Source organism: Methylobacterium sp. 37f, from assembly GCF_023093475.1.
Taxonomy (GTDB): Bacteria; Pseudomonadota; Alphaproteobacteria; order Rhizobiales; family Beijerinckiaceae; genus Methylobacterium.
On the sequence record NZ_JAGHKN010000063.1, the window covers coordinates 1 to 14,835 of the forward strand.

General features: G+C 69.4%; 17 protein-coding genes and 1 tRNA gene. 6 read left to right on the forward strand and 12 right to left on the reverse strand.

The genetic code is table 11. From position 1 onward, the window contains the following. Positions 1-12 precede the first annotated feature (12 nt). From J7U37_RS23860 to J7U37_RS23870, 3 genes are read right to left on the reverse strand one after another with little or no spacing between them, the layout of a single operon-like run. Complete coding sequence (locus J7U37_RS23860; protein ID WP_247637346.1) at positions 13-447, reverse strand: DUF3168 domain-containing protein; 435 nt, start codon at positions 445-447, stop codon at positions 13-15. Beyond that, complete coding sequence (locus J7U37_RS23865) at positions 444-800, reverse strand: head-tail adaptor protein (protein WP_247637347.1); 357 nt, start codon at positions 798-800, stop codon at positions 444-446. The genes J7U37_RS23860 and J7U37_RS23865 overlap by 4 nt, the downstream gene beginning before the upstream one ends. Before the next feature lie 23 nt (positions 801-823). Continuing rightward, positions 824-1,393 (reverse strand): hypothetical protein, encoded by a 570-nt coding sequence (locus J7U37_RS23870; RefSeq protein ID WP_247637348.1) that lies wholly within the window; start codon positions 1,391-1,393, stop codon positions 824-826. A 38-nt stretch (positions 1,394-1,431) separates the two neighbouring features. Here J7U37_RS23870 and J7U37_RS23875 point away from each other — a divergent pair, with 38 nt between their 5' ends. Next, complete coding sequence (locus tag J7U37_RS23875; protein WP_247637349.1) at positions 1,432-2,187, forward strand: trypsin-like serine protease; 756 nt, start codon at positions 1,432-1,434, stop codon at positions 2,185-2,187. A gap of 136 nt (positions 2,188-2,323) precedes the next feature. Then, positions 2,324-3,241 carry a trypsin-like serine protease gene (locus tag J7U37_RS23880; protein WP_247637350.1) on the forward strand — a complete coding sequence of 306 codons (918 nt, stop codon included), beginning with the start codon at positions 2,324-2,326 and terminating at the stop codon, positions 3,239-3,241. Positions 3,242-3,299: 58 nt separating this feature from the next. Here J7U37_RS23880 and J7U37_RS23885 read toward each other — a convergent pair whose 3' ends face one another. From J7U37_RS23885 to J7U37_RS23895, 3 genes are all read right to left on the reverse strand, one after another. Then, positions 3,300-4,493, reverse strand: coding sequence for a cupin domain-containing protein (locus tag J7U37_RS23885; RefSeq protein WP_247637351.1), 1,194 nt, complete (start codon positions 4,491-4,493; stop codon positions 3,300-3,302). Positions 4,494-4,759: 266 nt separating this feature from the next. Further along, entirely contained in the window at positions 4,760-6,076 is a 1,317-nt protein-coding gene (locus J7U37_RS23890) for a phage major capsid protein (protein ID WP_247637352.1), read from the reverse strand. After that, positions 6,073-6,684: an HK97 family phage prohead protease gene (locus tag J7U37_RS23895; RefSeq protein WP_247637353.1), complete on the reverse strand. Its 612-nt coding sequence runs from the start codon at positions 6,682-6,684 to the stop codon at positions 6,073-6,075. Before J7U37_RS23895 ends, J7U37_RS23890 begins: the two co-directional genes overlap by 4 nt. 207 nt (positions 6,685-6,891) lie before the next feature. Here J7U37_RS23895 and J7U37_RS23900 point away from each other — a divergent pair, with 207 nt between their 5' ends. Then, positions 6,892-7,191, forward strand: coding sequence for a hypothetical protein (locus J7U37_RS23900; RefSeq protein ID WP_056178592.1), 300 nt, complete (start codon positions 6,892-6,894; stop codon positions 7,189-7,191). Continuing rightward, complete coding sequence (locus J7U37_RS23905; RefSeq protein ID WP_247637354.1) at positions 7,188-7,631, forward strand: type II toxin-antitoxin system VapC family toxin; 444 nt, start codon at positions 7,188-7,190, stop codon at positions 7,629-7,631. The genes J7U37_RS23900 and J7U37_RS23905 overlap by 4 nt, the downstream gene beginning before the upstream one ends. 141 nt (positions 7,632-7,772) lie before the next feature. Here the strand turns inward: J7U37_RS23905 and J7U37_RS23910 are convergent, their stop codons facing one another. Genes J7U37_RS23910 through J7U37_RS23920 form a run of 3 tightly spaced genes read right to left on the reverse strand, consistent with a single transcriptional unit; the run spans position 7,773 to position 10,950 of the window. Next, complete coding sequence (locus tag J7U37_RS23910) at positions 7,773-8,930, reverse strand: phage portal protein (protein WP_247637355.1); 1,158 nt, start codon at positions 8,928-8,930, stop codon at positions 7,773-7,775. 36 nt (positions 8,931-8,966) lie between these two features. Further along, positions 8,967-10,247 (reverse strand): terminase family protein, encoded by a 1,281-nt coding sequence (locus J7U37_RS23915; RefSeq protein WP_247637356.1) that lies wholly within the window; start codon positions 10,245-10,247, stop codon positions 8,967-8,969. Beyond that, positions 10,168-10,950: a hypothetical protein gene (locus J7U37_RS23920; protein WP_200935856.1), complete on the reverse strand. Its 783-nt coding sequence runs from the start codon at positions 10,948-10,950 to the stop codon at positions 10,168-10,170. Before J7U37_RS23920 ends, J7U37_RS23915 begins: the two co-directional genes overlap by 80 nt. 166 nt (positions 10,951-11,116) lie before the next feature. Here J7U37_RS23920 and J7U37_RS23925 point away from each other — a divergent pair, with 166 nt between their 5' ends. After that, positions 11,117-12,091, forward strand: a complete 975-nt coding sequence (locus J7U37_RS23925) for an IS1595 family transposase (RefSeq protein ID WP_247637357.1) — start codon at positions 11,117-11,119, stop codon at positions 12,089-12,091. A 107-nt stretch (positions 12,092-12,198) separates the two neighbouring features. Here J7U37_RS23925 and J7U37_RS23930 read toward each other — a convergent pair whose 3' ends face one another. Together J7U37_RS23930 and J7U37_RS23935 are read right to left on the reverse strand one after the other, a co-directional pair. After that, positions 12,199-12,678, reverse strand: coding sequence for a hypothetical protein (locus J7U37_RS23930; protein ID WP_247637358.1), 480 nt, complete (start codon positions 12,676-12,678; stop codon positions 12,199-12,201). Positions 12,679-12,760: 82 nt separating this feature from the next. Beyond that, a tRNA-Leu gene (locus J7U37_RS23935) sits at positions 12,761-12,849 on the reverse strand. Between the two features lie 338 nt (positions 12,850-13,187). On the opposite strand from J7U37_RS23935, the gene J7U37_RS23940 reads away from it, so the two are divergent. Beyond that, the gene (locus J7U37_RS23940; protein ID WP_247637359.1) at positions 13,188-13,826 is read left to right on the forward strand and encodes a hypothetical protein; all 639 of its coding nucleotides are present in this window, start codon (positions 13,188-13,190) and stop codon (positions 13,824-13,826) included. A gap of 589 nt (positions 13,827-14,415) precedes the next feature. On the opposite strand, the gene J7U37_RS23945 is transcribed toward J7U37_RS23940, so the two are convergent. Next, on the reverse strand, positions 14,416-14,835 hold a 420-nt coding region (locus tag J7U37_RS23945), incomplete at its 5' end, for a hypothetical protein (protein WP_247637360.1).

A 14,835-nucleotide genomic window follows, 5' to 3' on the forward strand; every position in this document is an offset into this window, starting at 1 on the left:
GGGGAGGGGGGATCAGGCGGGCCGGCGCTCCGTGATCGCCCGCAGGGTCAGGGTGGCGCGGGCCTCGCCGCTGGCGGGGTCGCGCCGCACCGCGATGGCCTCCATGTCGAGGCGCACGAGGGTGTGGCCGGCGAGGCTTAGCGGCGCGTCGTACAGCAGGTCGGCGATGCGCTCGGCGGCATCGACCGCGCTGCGGATCGAGCCGGGCCGGGCGAACACGGTCACCCCGAGGGCGTGCCGGTGGCGCCGGGTGCCGTCGACGGAATCGTCGCGGATCTCGGCATCGCCGAACAGGGCGTAGACGGGGGCGCTGCCGCGCGGCGGCTCGTCGCCGAGGCGCACGGAGCCGCCCATCAGGCGGGCCAGGGCGGCGTCGGTGGCGAGATAGGCCAGGATCGCGGCGCGCAGGGCGAGCAGCGGGCTGGTGGGGGAGGGGGGCAGACTCATGCGGCACCGGCCTCGCCGACGAGTTCCTCGACCTGGCAGACCACCTCGCGCCGGCGCCCGTCCGGGTCGCCCGCGCTCTGGATGGCGAAGCGGCGCGGCCCGCTCGCGAGCCGCATCGCCGGGGTGATCTCGGGTCCGAACCGGAATCGGATCCGGTGGGTGGCGACCGCCTCGGCCCACCCGAAGCGCGTCCGCGCAACGGGCCGCAGCGGTTCGATCGCGCCCCACAGCAGCGGCCCGGCGACGTAGCGGCGCACCACGCCGCCGAAGCCGTCGGGCTCCTCCAGCGGGCGTTCGAGCACGAAACGGCGGCGCCGCGCGCCGATCGGTACGCCGGTCGAGGGGTCAGCCATGGGACGATCTCCGGGAAACGGCGCTACAGGCGCAGGCGGCGCAGCGGGTCGATCAGGGCGGCGATCGCCGGCGGCGGCGACCCGTCGCCGGGGCCGTCGCCGCGATGCTCGAAGGCGTGCGCGACGAGGAGCCGGATCGCCTGGACCAGACCCGGTGGGATCGGCGGCCCGGCGCCCCCGTGCCCGGCATCGACCTCGATCAGGGCAGCGCGTTCATTGAGCGCCGGCACGGTCGGATCGATGATGAGGCCCGGCGCCTCGATGGGGTCCGCCCCGACCCGCACCAAACCGGGCGCCAGATCGATGACGAGGCCCGCGCCGTCGACCAGCCCCGCCCGCGCCACGGCCACCACGGGGCTCAGGGGTAGCGGCAGCCGGCCGTCGCGCGGCCAGGCCGTGAGCATCAGGCGATAGCGGCCGGGCACCAGGATGCGGCCGGCGGCCAGTTCCACCTGCGCCCGGGCGCTCGCGATCAGGCTCTCCACCAGGGCGTTCTCGGCTCCGCCGTCGTCGGGATCGAGGCGCAGGTAGACGCGCATCTCGGCGAGCGTGACCGGCTCGACGATGGCGGCATCGACGCGTATCGGGGTCATCGTCGTCTCCGTCTGGGACATTCGAAGGAAGGATCGCGATGGCGCGCGGATCGAGGCCGCTTGTCCGCCTGGCATTGCCGGGCGCCCTGGCCTGGCTGGCTGCCGCCGGACCGGCGGGCGCGGTGGTGGGCGGGCGCCCGGCCCCGGAGGCGGCGGCCTCGGCCGTGATGGTGCTGTCCTCGAACGGCGGCGTCTGCACCGGCATCGTGGTGGCGGCCGATGCGGTGCTCACCGCGGCTCACTGCGTTGCGGCCCGGGCCGAGCACCGGGTGCATTACAAGGACGCGGCCGGCGCGCCGGTGCTGGCCGAGATCGCCGCCCGCGCCCTCCACCCCGGCTACGATGCCGGCGCGGTGGCGGGCCGCCGCCGCTCCATCGACCTCGCCCTGGTGCGCCTCGCGGCCCCCCTGCCGGCCCGGTTCGTGCCGGCGACCTTGAGCGCCACGATGCCGGGCGCGGGCGAGCGCCTGACGCTCTCGGGCTACGGCGTCGCGGCCCCGGGCGATGCCCGCAGCACCGGCACCTATCGCAGCGTCGATCTCGGCGTGGTCGCGCCGCACGGCCCGAGCCGCATTCTGGTCTGGCTCGGCGCCGGCCCCGGCGGGGCGAGCGCCTGCCACGGCGACAGCGGCGGCCCGATCGCCGCCGGACCGGCCGTCCTGGCGGTCTCGGCCTGGGTCGCCGGGAAAGCCTGCGGCGGCATCTCGCAGGGCATCCTGCTGGCCCCGCAGCAGGCCTGGATCGACCGCACCCTGGAGGGCTGGCAGAGTGCCGCGCGCTGGTCCGCCCCCTGAGCGCCCGCGCCGCCGCGTGACCCTCGACCTGCGGTGATCGGCCGGCGGGCGGAACCAGAGCTTGGCCGAGCCATTGCGTTCCGGTACGCTCCGTTCCGTTCACGTCCAGACCATCGCCGGACGCGGGAGAGACACGATGTTGCCGACCGCGCCGCGCCCGTCTGCCCTCATCCAAGCCGCTCTTATCCAAGCCGCCTCCTTCGGAACGGGCCGCACGGCGGCGTCCCTGGCCGGGGCCGCGCTCGTGCTGGGGGCCCTCGGGACGCCGGCCTCGGCGGTGATCAACGGTGAGGTCTCGCGCGATCCCAACGGGCTGCGCGCCTCGGTGGTGCGGATCGAGAGCACCCAGGGCGAGATCTGCTCGGGCACCCTGATCGCCCGCGACCTCGTGCTCACCGCCGCCCATTGCGTGATGCACCAGGCCGGCTACAGCGTGGTGGCGGTCGACCGGGCCTTCCGCTCACGCCGCATCAACGCCATCGCGGCCTCCATGCACCCGGATTTCGTGCCCGGCACCACGCCGGAGGACCAGCCGGGAATCGACCTCGCCCTGATCAAGCTGGCCGAACCCCTGAGCGACGACTTCCTGCCCCTCGACCCGCGCGGCGGCGCCATCAACACCGGCGACGCCGTCGACATCGCCGGCTTCGGCGTCGTCGCGGAGAACCGGCGCAACACCGCCCGCACCCTGCGCCAGGCCCATCTCGTCTCGATCGGCTCGCTTCAGGTCGCCAACCGGGTCACGGTGGTCACCGACCGCCGCCGCATGGCCGAGACGGCGGGGGCCGGCGCCTGCCTCGGCGATTCCGGCGGACCGATCCTGCGCGCCGTCCCCGGCGGCTACCAGATCGTCGGGGTGGTGAGCTGGTCGAGCGGCGCCATGCGCCAGGACCGCAAGGCCCGCACCGCCTGCGGCGGCTTCACCGCCGTGACCCCCACGGGCGAGCATGCGGGCTGGATCAGCCAGCGCGCCGCCGAGTTCGCCCGCATGCCCTCCGGCGCCTCGATCGGCGCCACCCGCTCGGACTGGATGGCCAAGCCCGGCCGGCGCTGATCCGGTCTGCGCCGGCGCGACCCCAGTCAGGCGTCGACGCCACCCCGTCATGCGGGTCTCAGGTGCGGTCCTTCACCGGTCGGCTGAAGGTCTGGGCCACCGACGGGAACCCGGCAACCGCCTGTTCACGGACGCCGAGATTGGCGGCGAGCATCGGGCGCGGCACCCGGGCCAGCCAGGTCGCCAGCAAGGTTTCGTCGAAGAGGCCGCTGTCGTGCGCGCCGACGATTTCGGCGGTCTCGGCACCGATGTTCTCCACCGAATGTCCGCAGGCGCGGGGCAGGTAGGCGCAGTCGCCCGGCCCAAGCTCGGCCACGCCCATGTGCTTGTCCTGCGCGAACAGCGTGACGCGCGTCCGGCCCCGCACCACGTAGTGCCACTCGTTCGCGCGCGTGTGCCAGTGAGGGGCGTGCACCGCGCCCGGCGCGAGGCGCACCAGAAAGCCGGTCATCCCCGACGAGACCGGGAAGGCGCCGGCGGGCGCCACCCGCATCGCCGAGCCGGCGCCCTCGGCGCATGCGGCGGCATCGGCCAGCGCGAAGCGATGGCTGCGCGCCGGCGGCAGGAGGCGCTCGGCCCGCGCGGCCACGCTGTCGCGGGGTACGACCGGCCCCTGGATGATGTAGGTCTCGCCGCCCGGCAGGGCCGCCAGCGTCGCCTCCGGCACATTGAGGGCGCCGCGTAGGAGGGTGGGGTCGATCCGGCTCATCCAGTCGGTCAGCCCGAAGGTCCCGTGCTCGCCGAACAGGCCGTCGTCGAAGGCCAGGATGGCATGGCACGGCTCGGTCCCGAGGGTCTGGATCGCGTGCGCGTGGCCGCCCGGGAAGTACCAGGTGTCGCCGGGTCCGAAGTTGACGACCTCCATCTCGCCGGCCTCGTCGATCACCGTCGCCTGGCAATGGCCGGCGATGATGTAGCCCCACTCGGCCGAGGCGTGCCAATGCATCTCGCGCACGCCGCCCGCATTGAGGAAGATGTGGGCGCCCGCGATCCCGGTGGCGATGGGAAGCTGGTGCGTGGTGATCTCCCGCGCCCAGCCGCCCGAGGTCGCCTTGATCGGTCCGCCGTCGAGGGAGGCCGTGAAGGCGGGCGCGGTGCCGGCTTTACGCGGGATCGTGCGCAGGAAGGTGGAATCGGGGGCCACGTCGGCTCCCGACGCATGGCCGTCCTCCACCGCCCGTGCCCCGCCGGCGGCCAGGCTGCCTCCGGCCGCGAGCGCGCCGAGAAACATGCGGCGGTTGGTCTGGTCCATGGTGCCCCCTTCGAGCGCGGGCGCCGCCGCGACGACAGGTCTCCGGCCGGCGGGAGCGCCCCGGAACTGTTTAAGCGCCCGCGTGCGTCTTGAATTTCCTGCCGCGCCCGAGTGTATCCACATCTTGGTCTGACGATCGCGCGACAGCGTTTCCGTTTCATCAAGACCAGGGCCGTGTCGCCCGCGCCGCTCCAGGGGTCCCGGGAGCCTCAGGAGCTTCAAGAGTCGCGAGGAGTCCCCGGACCCGAAGGTCCGGGGCGCCGGTGTCAGGCCGCGAAGGCCAGGAGCTTGAGCGCGTCGAAGTCCTGCACGCCGCCGCCGACGCGCTTGGTGGTGTAGAACAGCACGTAAGGCTTGGCCGAGTAGGGGTCGCGCAGCACCCGCAGGCCGGCCCGGTCGACCACGAGGTAGCCGCGGCGGAAATCGCCGAACGCCACCGAGAGGCTGCCGGCGGCGGCGTTCGGCATCGCCTCGGCCTCCGAGACGGGGAAGCCCAGCAGGGTCGCGGCGGCCCCGGCCGCCAGCGGCGGCTGCCACAGGTAGTTGCCGTCCTGATCCTTGAACTTGCGGATCGTGGCCTGCACGCGCCGGTTCATCACGAAGGTGGCGTTCTGCCGGTAGCCGGCGCGCAGGGCATAGACGAGGTCGAACAGCACGTCCGACGGGTTCGCCGCCGGGAAGGCGCCGGCGACGCCGGTCGACACCGTCCCGAGCTTGCCCGGCACCCAGGCGGTGTTGGCCACCGTCTCGTAGCTGAGGAAGCCGCGCGGGCGGCTGACGCCGTTGCCGGTGACGAAGGCGGTGCTCTCCTGCTCGGCGAAGGCGGTCTCGACCTCGTCGGCGAGCCAGGCGTCGATGTCGACGATGGCGTCGTCGAGCAGCGTCTGGGTCGCCGCCGGCATGGCGTAGAGTTCCATGGCGGGGAAGCTCAGCTCGGACAGGACCGGGGTGTCGGTCTGCGGCCGGGGCGCGGTCTCGGCGACCCAGCCCGAGACGGCATCCCGCACCGAGACTGCGCGCTTGTACTGGCCCGACGAGATGACCCGCACGGTGGCCAGCGCCCGGATCGGCGACAGGTTGGAGAGCCGGGTCAGCACCATGCGCTCGACCTCGGCCGGCACGAGGTAGCCGCCATCCGGGCCGGAGCCGGCCGAGAGGGCCTTCGCCTCCAGGCGCTTGAGGCCGCCGCTCTCGCCGGCCCGGACGTAAAGGTCGAAGGCCGCCTTGTGCTCGATGCTGGCCCCGTCGCGCGGAGCCGGCGCGCCGCCGCCCAGGGGCGGGCGGCGGTGGTCGAGGGTGAGCCGGTCGAGGCGGGTGCGGGCCGTGTCGAGGGCGGCGTCGATGCGGGCGAGCTTCTCCTCGGTGAGGACGTCGCCGGGGGCGCGGCCCTCGAGTTCGGCCAGACGGGCGTCGTTGGTCTCCTTGAAGGCCTCGAAGGCGCGGGAGAGGTCGGTCAGCGCGGTGCCCACCGCCGGGTCGGCGGTGGTGGCGGCCTTGTCCTCCAGGGGCGGCAGCAGGCCTTTCACCTCGGGTGCCGAACGCTGGGGGTGGCCGGGAATCTGGCCGGGAATCTGAACGGTCATGCGAACCTCGCTGAGCGGGCGGGCAGGATGGCGCCGGGCCGAGGCCCGGGCCGGGTGGAGGGAGAAGCCGCGCGCCGGTGCGGCGCCATGCGGTGGGCCAGGGCCCGGATGTCGTTGGCCAGGGCGATGCCCGCGCGGATGCGAGCCGCGGCAGCCTGATTTGGCGTGGCAGCGGCCTGATTTGGCGTGGCAGCGGCCTGGGCCGGCGCGGTGATCCGTGCGCCGGCCTGGAGCGGGAAGGTCACCAGCGAGATCTCCCACAGGTCGATCGCCTCGAGCCGGCGGTTGCCGCCGCGCTCGGGCCGGGCGCGCAGCGTGCGAAACCCGATCGAGAGCCCGTCGAGCGAACCGTCGCGCAGCAGGGCGTCGAGTTCCCGGGCGCGCTGGACCCCGAGGTTGAGCTGGCCGGCGACGCGCAGGCCCCGGGCATCCTCCCGCAGGCTGAGCCAGCGCCTGACCGGCTCGGCCGGATCGTGCTGCCACAGCATGCGGACGCCGGCGACGCCGCGCGCCGCGAGGCTCTGCGCGAAGGCGCCGGGCGCCACCACATCGCGCCCGAGATCGGGCACGCCGAACAAGCTGGCATAGCCGGTGAAGTGGCCGTCCATGGGGGGCTCCGCCGCATGAGTTGGAATTCGAACCGCCCGCGCCCGGCTCGTCGTCCGAGCCGCGCGGGCCGACGAATCTGCGAGAGGTCAAGAACCCGGCAGAGGCCGGATGGCCGTGGTGATCGAGTCCGGACGGCCTGATGGCACGTCCCGTTGACCGTTCGCGCCAAATGTGGACACATCGTGTGTACACGGTGGAGGCAGAGCATGGCCCAGGACGACAAGACGGTTCCGCGCGCGCTCCCCAAAGTCGGCGTGCGCGAATTTCGCGGTAATTTTTCCGGCTTCATGCGCCAGGTCCGTCATGGCGCTTCCTTCGCGGTGACCGCCCGCGACGAGGTCATCGCGATCGTTCACCCGCCCCAGCCCTTGCCCCGGCGCAGGCCTGGCACGCTGCGCGGGCAGATCGAGATGGCGCCGGATTTCGATGTCCTGCCGCCCGAGTTGCTGGCCGCCATGGAGGGACGTGCGATGGACGGAGAGGTCTCGGAGACCGAGGAGGAATGAAACTTCTCCTCGACACGCATGCCCTGCTCTGGTGGCTGCTCGCGGACCCGAAGCTCGGTCCGGCCGCTCGGGACCTGATCGCAGACCCCACCAACGACGTTCTCGTCTCGGTTGCCTCGCTCTGGGAGATCCAAGTGAAGGTGCGCGTCGGTAAGCTGAGGGCCGATCTCGGCGACATCCTCGACGCGGTTCGGAACCAGGGCTTCGAAGTGGTCGGGATCACGCCAGCACATCTGCTGGCACTCGGCGACCTTCCCCGGCACCATGGGGACCCGTGGGATCACCTGCTCATCGCCCAGGCGAAAGCCGAGGACGCCGTCTTCCTCTCCGAGGACCGACACGTTCCGGCCTATCCGGTTGCGTTCGTGACCTGCTCCGGGTCTGCGCAGGCGGGACGGGGGATGTCCGCACGAGAACCGTCGGGTCCGGAGGGGCCCTGAAGGATCGGACCCGCGGCTCGGGTGGAACGCAGGCCGATCCCAAGACTCCGTCGGGTCCAGTCTGAACCAGGCAGATTCTCACGTCTTTCCTGTTCGCTTGTCGTGTCGGGATAACCGGTTTCCACCGATCCCTGACAAACTCTAACGCGGCCCGTAGCCCACCGCCTCGCGCTTTTCCGCCTCGGTCAGGAAATCCGCCGCCTGGACCCGGCGCCACAGGCTCTCGCGCTCGGGCGCCAGGGCCTCGATGGCGTCGAGGTCCGGTTCCAGGCGGATGGGGCCGAAGGCGGGTGCGAGCCAATGGGCCAGGGCCTCGGCGGTGCGGCGCACCAGGGGGATCACGGTCTGGCGGTAGAAGGCGCGGTTGGCTTCGGCGTAATTCGCCAGGGTGTTGTCGCCGGGCAGGCCGAGCAGCAGGGGCGGCACGCCGAAGGCCAGGGCGATCTCGCGGGCCGCGCCGCTCTTGGCCTCCACGAAATCCATGTCCTTGGGCGAGAGCGCCAGGGGCTTCCAATCGAGCCCGCCCTCCAGCAGCAGCGGCCGCCCGGCATTGCCGGCGCCCTGGTAATTGGCCTCCAGCTCGCCCTTGAGCCGGCTGAACTGCGCGTCGCTCAGGGTCGAGCCGGCGGCGGTGGCGAACACCAGCGCGCCGGATGGCCGCGCCGCGTTGTCGAGGAGCGCCTTGTTCCAGGCGCCGGCCGCGTTGTGGATGTCGAGGGCCACCGCCGCCGCCTCCATCGGCGAGAGGCCGTAATGGTCGTCGGTCGGGTGGAACAGGGTGAGATGGAGGATCGGGGCCACGCCCTCCGTCACCTGGTCGAAGCGCAGAATGCGCCCGCCGACCGCGTAATCGTAGGCCACCGGCCAGCCGTCGGGGCCGGGCACCACCCGCATCCGGTCGGGCCGGAGCGCGTGCAGCTCGCGCGGCACGCCGTCGAGGCCCGTCGCCTGGAGGTAGGCGTTGCCGGAAACCATCAGGTGCCCGTACAGCGCTTCGAGCAGTCCCGCCCCGCCCTGGCGCGGGTTCGGCCGGGCCAACAGCGTCTCCAGCGGATGGGGTCCGGCGGCGCTTTCGCCCACCCGTCCGAGCGGCAGGCTCGCGGCGGCCTCGGCGACCAGCCGCACCGCCCGGTGGACGATGGCGTTGCGCTGGAACCCCTCGCGGGCCAGCGCTCCGATGTCGCGCGGCGTCCACGAGGGCCGACCCTCGCCGTAGAAGGCGACACCGAGGCCCGGCACGGGGGCCGCCTTGGTGTCGGGCGCGGCGCGGCGCACGAGCCGGGAGAGGAGGTTCGCCATCGGGGCCTCGCGGAAGCGATGAGAGTCGGTCGGGTGTCAGAGCCGCCGGATGCGCGGCTCCGGCGCGCTCCGCAGCAGCAGGTGCGTCAGCGCCCAGACCAGGGCGTCGAGGCGGTCGGGCGAGGCCCCGGAGGAGAGGCCGTCCGGGCCGAAATCGCAGAGTTCGTCCTCCAGGTCCGGCAGGGCGCCGACATGGTGGACGCGTCCCTGCGCGTACAGCACCGAGACCGGCTCGGCCCGCAGGTACTTGCCCCGCGTGGCCCGCACGGCCGTCACCGGCACGGCGGCATCGACCTGGGCCAGGACGGCGATCGCCATCTCGCCCCCCTGGTTGACCTCGACCACGAGGCCGTCGGCGGAGAGCCGATGGTAGAGCGCCAGGGCCGCCGAGGCCCAGGCTTCCGGCGCCGCCCGGGCGAGGGTGGCGTCGGCGAGCACGTAGGCGTGGCCGGCGGCGTCGAGCCCGGCCGCGACGATCCCGCAGGCATCGGCCCCGGCCCGAGAGGAGGCCGGCGGGTCGATCGCCACGACGATGCGGCGCAAATCCCCCGGCGCCCGCGGGACCCGGTGGGCCTCGAGGCCGTCGCGGGTCCACAGGGCATCGGCCCGGTCCTCGATCAGCTCGCCGTCGAGTTCCTGGCGCCCGAGGCGGGTGCCCGCGTAGCGCCCCACCACCGCGTCGAGGAAGGACGGCGCGAGGTTGGCGGCGTTGTCGGCGGTGCGCGCCCGGCTGACCACCGTCCGCGAATCCGTCAGGATTCGCCGCAGCAGCGGGATCGGCCGGGGCGTGGTGGTGACGAGGCCGCGCGGGCGGTGCCCGAGGCGCAGGCCGAACTGGATCATGTCGTAGGCGGCCTCGGCGTAGCGCCACTTGGCGATCTCGTCGGACCAGGCCGCCCCGAATTGCGGCCCGCGCAGGGAATCCGGCTCCTCGGCCGAGAAGACGAGGCCGACCGCGCCGTTGTCCCATTCGAGGCGTCGGCGCGAGGGCGACCAGCGCGGCCGCCGACCGGTGAGGCCGAGGAGGCCGGAGGGCCCGTCCACCATCACGTCGCGCACATCCGCGAAGGTCTCGCCGATCAGGGCGATGCGCCCCACCGGCCGCCGGGTGAAGGCCGGGTCGCCGAGCGCCAGGGCCCGGACCCACTCGGCACCGGTGCGGGTCTTGCCCGCCCCGCGCCCGCCGATCACCGCCCAGGTGGTCCAATGATCGAGGCCGGGGCAGGGCGGCAGCTGGTCATCCCGCGCCGTCAGCAGCCAGTCCGTCGCCAGCGCCCGGATCAGGGGCGGCGGCAGGCTCTCCAGCAGGGCCGGCATCCGCCCGCTCGCCGCAGAGCGCCGCAGCGCGCCGCGCGATCTCCGCGCGCAGGGCGGGCAGATCGCCGTCCGGCCCGTCGCGGGCGGCCGCCTCGTCGTCGCCGGAGCCTGCTCCATCGCTTCCTCCCGCCGTATCGTCGGTGGTCTCGTCGAGCAGGCGCTTCAGGCCGCCGAGGTCCCGCAGCACGCGAGCGCTGTCGAAGGCCCGGTCGCCAGCGGAGGCCCGGTCGCCAGCGGAGGCCTGCGTGCCCGCCACCCCGTTCAGCGCGGCATCGAAGAGCAGGATCTGCCGGGCGATCTGGGCGCGGAGCGCCGCCCGCATCCGGCGGGGATCGGCCTCCCGCCCCAGGGCACGCCCGACCTCGCCGGGCCGGCGCCCCTCCAGGCCGCATTGCGCGAACAGGGCCTCGGCCCGGTGCCGGGCCGTGCCGAGCGCCAGCGCGAGGTCGCCGATGTCGATCCAATCCTCGCGGTAGAGCCGCGCCACCGCCGCCCGCCGTTCCGGCTTCCACCGCTCGGGCGTGAAGGCCGTGGAGGCCGTCGCCGCGGTCGGGCGCCAGCCGTAGCGCTTGTTCCAGGTCCGGATGGTGGTGACCCGCACGCCGGTCTCGGCCGCGATGGCGGTGACGGGACGCGCGGTGTCCCGCATGGCCGCCGCGACGGCATCCCGGATCGACGCGACGATCGGCTCGAGCTTCGCCACCGCCGCCTCCCCGTCATTCACACTTATGGAGCGTAGGCTCTTGATACCCCAGGAGCGTCGCGCTGTCAAACATAAAGTCCTAATTTCGGACTTTATTCGCAATTATATACGTGACAAAGCACGAATGAGGGGGTAAGTCCTATCTATCGAACGGACACGCTTTGCCATGAACCTATCGGACCCCCGCTTCACCGACGTAACCGCCGCCCGCACGTGGCTTGAGTCGCAGCGTTGGGCGGATGGTTGGGTCTGCCCGCACTGTGGCAATGCCGATCAGGCGAAGATCCGAGCCTTAGCCGGCAAGTCCCATCGCCCCGGCGTCTATCAGTGCAACGAGTGCCGCGAGCAGTTCACTGTCACGGTTGGCACGGTCATGGAGCGTTCCAAAATCCCGCTGAACAAGTGGGTAATGGCGATGCATCTCATGTCGGCTTCGAAGAAGGGCATGAGCGCCCACCAGCTACACCGCATGCTCGGCGTCACCTACAAGACGGCATGGTTCCTTGCTCACCGCATCCGCGAGGCCATGCGTCCCGGTCCCGGCGCGGGTCCGATTGGAGGCGAAGGCAAGATCGTGGAAGCCGACGAGACCTATTTCGGCAAGACAGAGGAAGCCCGCCCCTCTCCGAAGCGTAAGGGCTTGCCCTACACGAAGGGCGGTCGCTCTGGCCCGTCAAACAAGCTCGCGATCGTGTCACTGGTTGAGCGTGGCGGCTCCGTCCGCTCGTTTCATCCCGGCGTTGCCGACAAGGTGGCCGTGACCGCGATTGTGAAGGAGAACATCGCCAAGGAGTCGAAGTTCTTCACCGACGAAAGCCGCCTTTACACCGGCCTATCGGCGCACTTCGTGGAGCACTCTACGGTCAAGCACTCGGTCGGCGAGTACGTTCGTGGCGAGGTCCATAGCAACACGATTGAGGGCTATTTCAGCATCTTTAAGCGCGGCATGAAGGGCATCTATCAGCACTGCGCTGAGAAGCACCTGCACCGCTACCTCGCGGAATTCGATTTCCGTTACAAACACCGCACCAAGCTTGGTTTCAGCGATTACGAGCGTACCTGCCAGCTGGCCCAGGGCCTTGCTGGCAAGCGCTTGACTTATCGGCGGATTGACGAGGCCGGTCGACACTTACATGGCTGAAAGGCGTTTGCGCTGGCTCAGGAACCGCAATGACCGATGGTAAAACATGTCTGTGCAAATGCGATAATATCGCTTAATGCACAGACATGCCAACAATTGAGGCGCTCTTATCCAACGAGCGAGTTTACATCTTCGTCTTCTTCAAAGATTAAGACCGGATAGCTTACCGCTTCTGCGCCCTTTTCAGTTATTTTATACAGACCCGTTCCAACGTTGTTGAGCCATTTTCTCTGCTTATATAAAGAGAGTTGTGATCTTAATGTAAGATCGGAAACGTCCCTACCCAGCTTTCTAATGATATCTCGGAAATCATCAATTGATAACGCCGCCGGGTAGGCTTTGGCTACCTCAACAAGAATTTCACGCCAAGTGTCTGATATCCTTGACGAGGCGGCCTTTACATCAACCTCGTCGTCAACGGGCGGAAACTCTGATCCGCCACCAGAAACGTGTTGAAGGACATCGCGGTAGGCTCGGATCTCAGCTTCCGTTTCAGCACGGGTTTTCTGAAGATCTCTTATCTGGCGAGAAAGCTTGGTGAGAGCTCCCTCTTTCGCTTTAATGCGCTGCTCAAGGAAATCATTCATCGGACCTCTCCAGACAACGCTGGACAAGGCCGCACAGATGTGGTTCTGTGTGCCCGTCTCAGACCAGCTCTTTCGCCGCGCGCGGAGGGTGTGGGGTTCGAACCCACGGGGGTAGTGAAGTACCCCGCTGGATTTTGAGTCCAGTGCATTAAGCCGCTCTGCCAACCCTCCCTCGCGGGAGCTAAACGATCCGGTCCCCAAGACCGGATCGTTTTCGCATGATCTGTCTGACATGATTCGCGGATCAGCGCAAGGGCCGTCCAATGCCCGTCCAATATCTCATCCAACACCAAAATTGTTGGGCGCCAGCACCCGGGCGGGAAAATCATTCCGTTGGCCGATCACGCTCTTTGTTTCGCGGAGGCGTCGTCAGCAGCCGCTTAGCGATCTCGCTCATTCGCGCTTCGTCAGGCTTAAAGCTAACAGCTTCCTTGCTAGCCGCTTCCTTGTCGGCTTCGCTTAGTTGTGAGCCTTTAACGACCGTCTTCGGTTCGCCCCTACGGTCTGTCATGTCTGAAAATCCCCTACCGCCTACCATTGATATAGACGCTCAGCTCAAAGCGCAGAACGAGTTTGAAGCCGCCTTTGGACGAGCCATGCTCCAATGGGCCGAGCTGGAGAACGTACTAGGTCTTTGGTTCTGTGTCGCGACCGGCATGAGCGAGCACATGGGAAGGGCTATTTTCTATTCAACGACAAGCTTCCGCCCAAAGCTTGATCTCTTGTATGCCGCAATTGACGCTACAGATAATCTCGCGGACACAAAGCACTTCTTAAAGTCCGTACTCAGTAAATCTAGAAAATATTCTACTTTTAGAAACGCCATGGCCCATGGCCATGTCCACTACAACATGATCCAGGAAACTGCGACTTATCGACAATTCGTTCTCTCGGATGGTGCAATAAAATCCGCAGAGGATCTTGATGGCGGCATTACTTATAGTAAACTTATAATTGCGATAAGTAACATCACCGATTTAGCTACGCTATCCCTTGATATTCTTCCGGGTCCACGACAAAGCCGGCCGGAAATATCGCCTGAAGAACATCGCTTACGAGTTCATAGGCTTCCCACTGAGGCGTGGTCCGACCAACCAAACCTGAACCACTTACCGCAGCCCCCGCGCGCTCCATCTGTTCGGACGTGATTATCACAGAACAGCGACTTAGATTAAATTCCTGTAATTTTTCTTCGTCCGGCATGGCGAACTCACCTGCTGCGTCAATGGTTTGAGCCAACCATTTGTACGCGCTCGGGAAGCCAATGTCTGCTTTGTCAGGTATATAATTAGGACTTTATTCTGGAACGGCTGAGCGCAGATCGGCCTCCGGTGCTGGGTCTCGGTGGGCGCAGCGAACCGCTCCTCGTACCCGCCCGATCGAACCACGCGGCTTCACGCACGAACAGGTCCCGTCTGTCGGACGGCAGGCCTCTTGGAAAAGAGGCGCGATCGTAGAGGGGGACACGCCGTCATTCCGAGGCGCCGAAGGCGAGCCCGGCCCCGAAGGGGGGCGCCATCGGCGTGCAATCCAGAGCCGCCGACGGCGTTATGTTTTGTGCCGCCGATCGTTCAAAGCTTTGCATCACCTGTGTTTCTGGGTCCCGGGTTCCGCTGCGCGGCCCCGGGATGACGGTGAGCCTTACAAGACTGTTCGGCGTGCAAACTGGCGCCTGCGGTCGGCTTTGCCTTTCAGGAGAGGGGGCTGGATGGGGCGCCCCGCCGATGCGGCCTCGCGTTACGGCGCCTTCTTGGTCCCCATGCAGGTCGACAGGTCGGTGAAGGCCTGCTGCATCGGGCCGAGGGCGAAGGGCACCGCGATGCCGTTCGCCTGGATCACGAGGCTCTTGCCGGTGGTGAGCCGCGTCACCGCTTCGACGGTGTTGGGGACATCGATCGAGACGGTCCGAGCGGTGTCGATCTTGGCGGCGAAGTCGGTGGCCCCGGCCCCATCCACCGTCCAGGCGCCCGCGACGGCACTGCCCTTCGGGAAGGGGAACTTCGCCGAGGTGGCGATGAGGCCGAGACTCGGCCCGACCGCCACAAGGGCGAGGCCCGCAAGCTCGTTCAGCGCCATGCAGCCGGTGAAATCGGCGCCTTCGCCGATGGTGGTGATCTCATAGCGCCCGGCCGGCGCGAGGGCCGCCGGTGCGGGGGC

Bases quoted from the DNA above. Each gene is read 5' to 3' on its own strand.
- J7U37_RS23940 (WP_247637359.1), top strand. From the start codon at position 13,188: ATGTCTGAAAATCCCCTACCGCCTACCATTGATATAGACGCTCAGCTC.
- J7U37_RS23890 (WP_247637352.1), bottom strand. From the start codon at position 6,076: ATGACCGTTCAGATTCCCGGCCAGATTCCCGGCCACCCCCAGCGTTCG.
- J7U37_RS23895 (WP_247637353.1), bottom strand. From the start codon at position 6,684: ATGGACGGCCACTTCACCGGCTATGCCAGCTTGTTCGGCGTGCCCGAT.
- J7U37_RS23870 (WP_247637348.1), bottom strand. From the start codon at position 1,393: ATGACCCCGATACGCGTCGATGCCGCCATCGTCGAGCCGGTCACGCTC.
- J7U37_RS23905 (WP_247637354.1), top strand. From the start codon at position 7,188: ATGAAACTTCTCCTCGACACGCATGCCCTGCTCTGGTGGCTGCTCGCG.
- J7U37_RS23900 (WP_056178592.1), top strand. From the start codon at position 6,892: ATGGCCCAGGACGACAAGACGGTTCCGCGCGCGCTCCCCAAAGTCGGC.
- J7U37_RS23860 (WP_247637346.1), bottom strand. From the start codon at position 447: ATGAGTCTGCCCCCCTCCCCCACCAGCCCGCTGCTCGCCCTGCGCGCC.
- J7U37_RS23865 (WP_247637347.1), bottom strand. From the start codon at position 800: ATGGCTGACCCCTCGACCGGCGTACCGATCGGCGCGCGGCGCCGCCGT.
- J7U37_RS23930 (WP_247637358.1), bottom strand. From the start codon at position 12,678: ATGAATGATTTCCTTGAGCAGCGCATTAAAGCGAAAGAGGGAGCTCTC.
- J7U37_RS23880 (WP_247637350.1), top strand. From the start codon at position 2,324: ATGTTGCCGACCGCGCCGCGCCCGTCTGCCCTCATCCAAGCCGCTCTT.
- J7U37_RS23910 (WP_247637355.1), bottom strand. From the start codon at position 8,930: ATGGCGAACCTCCTCTCCCGGCTCGTGCGCCGCGCCGCGCCCGACACC.
- J7U37_RS23885 (WP_247637351.1), bottom strand. From the start codon at position 4,493: ATGGACCAGACCAACCGCCGCATGTTTCTCGGCGCGCTCGCGGCCGGA.
- J7U37_RS23875 (WP_247637349.1), top strand. From the start codon at position 1,432: ATGGCGCGCGGATCGAGGCCGCTTGTCCGCCTGGCATTGCCGGGCGCC.
- J7U37_RS23915 (WP_247637356.1), bottom strand. From the start codon at position 10,247: ATGCCGGCCCTGCTGGAGAGCCTGCCGCCGCCCCTGATCCGGGCGCTG.
- J7U37_RS23925 (WP_247637357.1), top strand. From the start codon at position 11,117: ATGAACCTATCGGACCCCCGCTTCACCGACGTAACCGCCGCCCGCACG.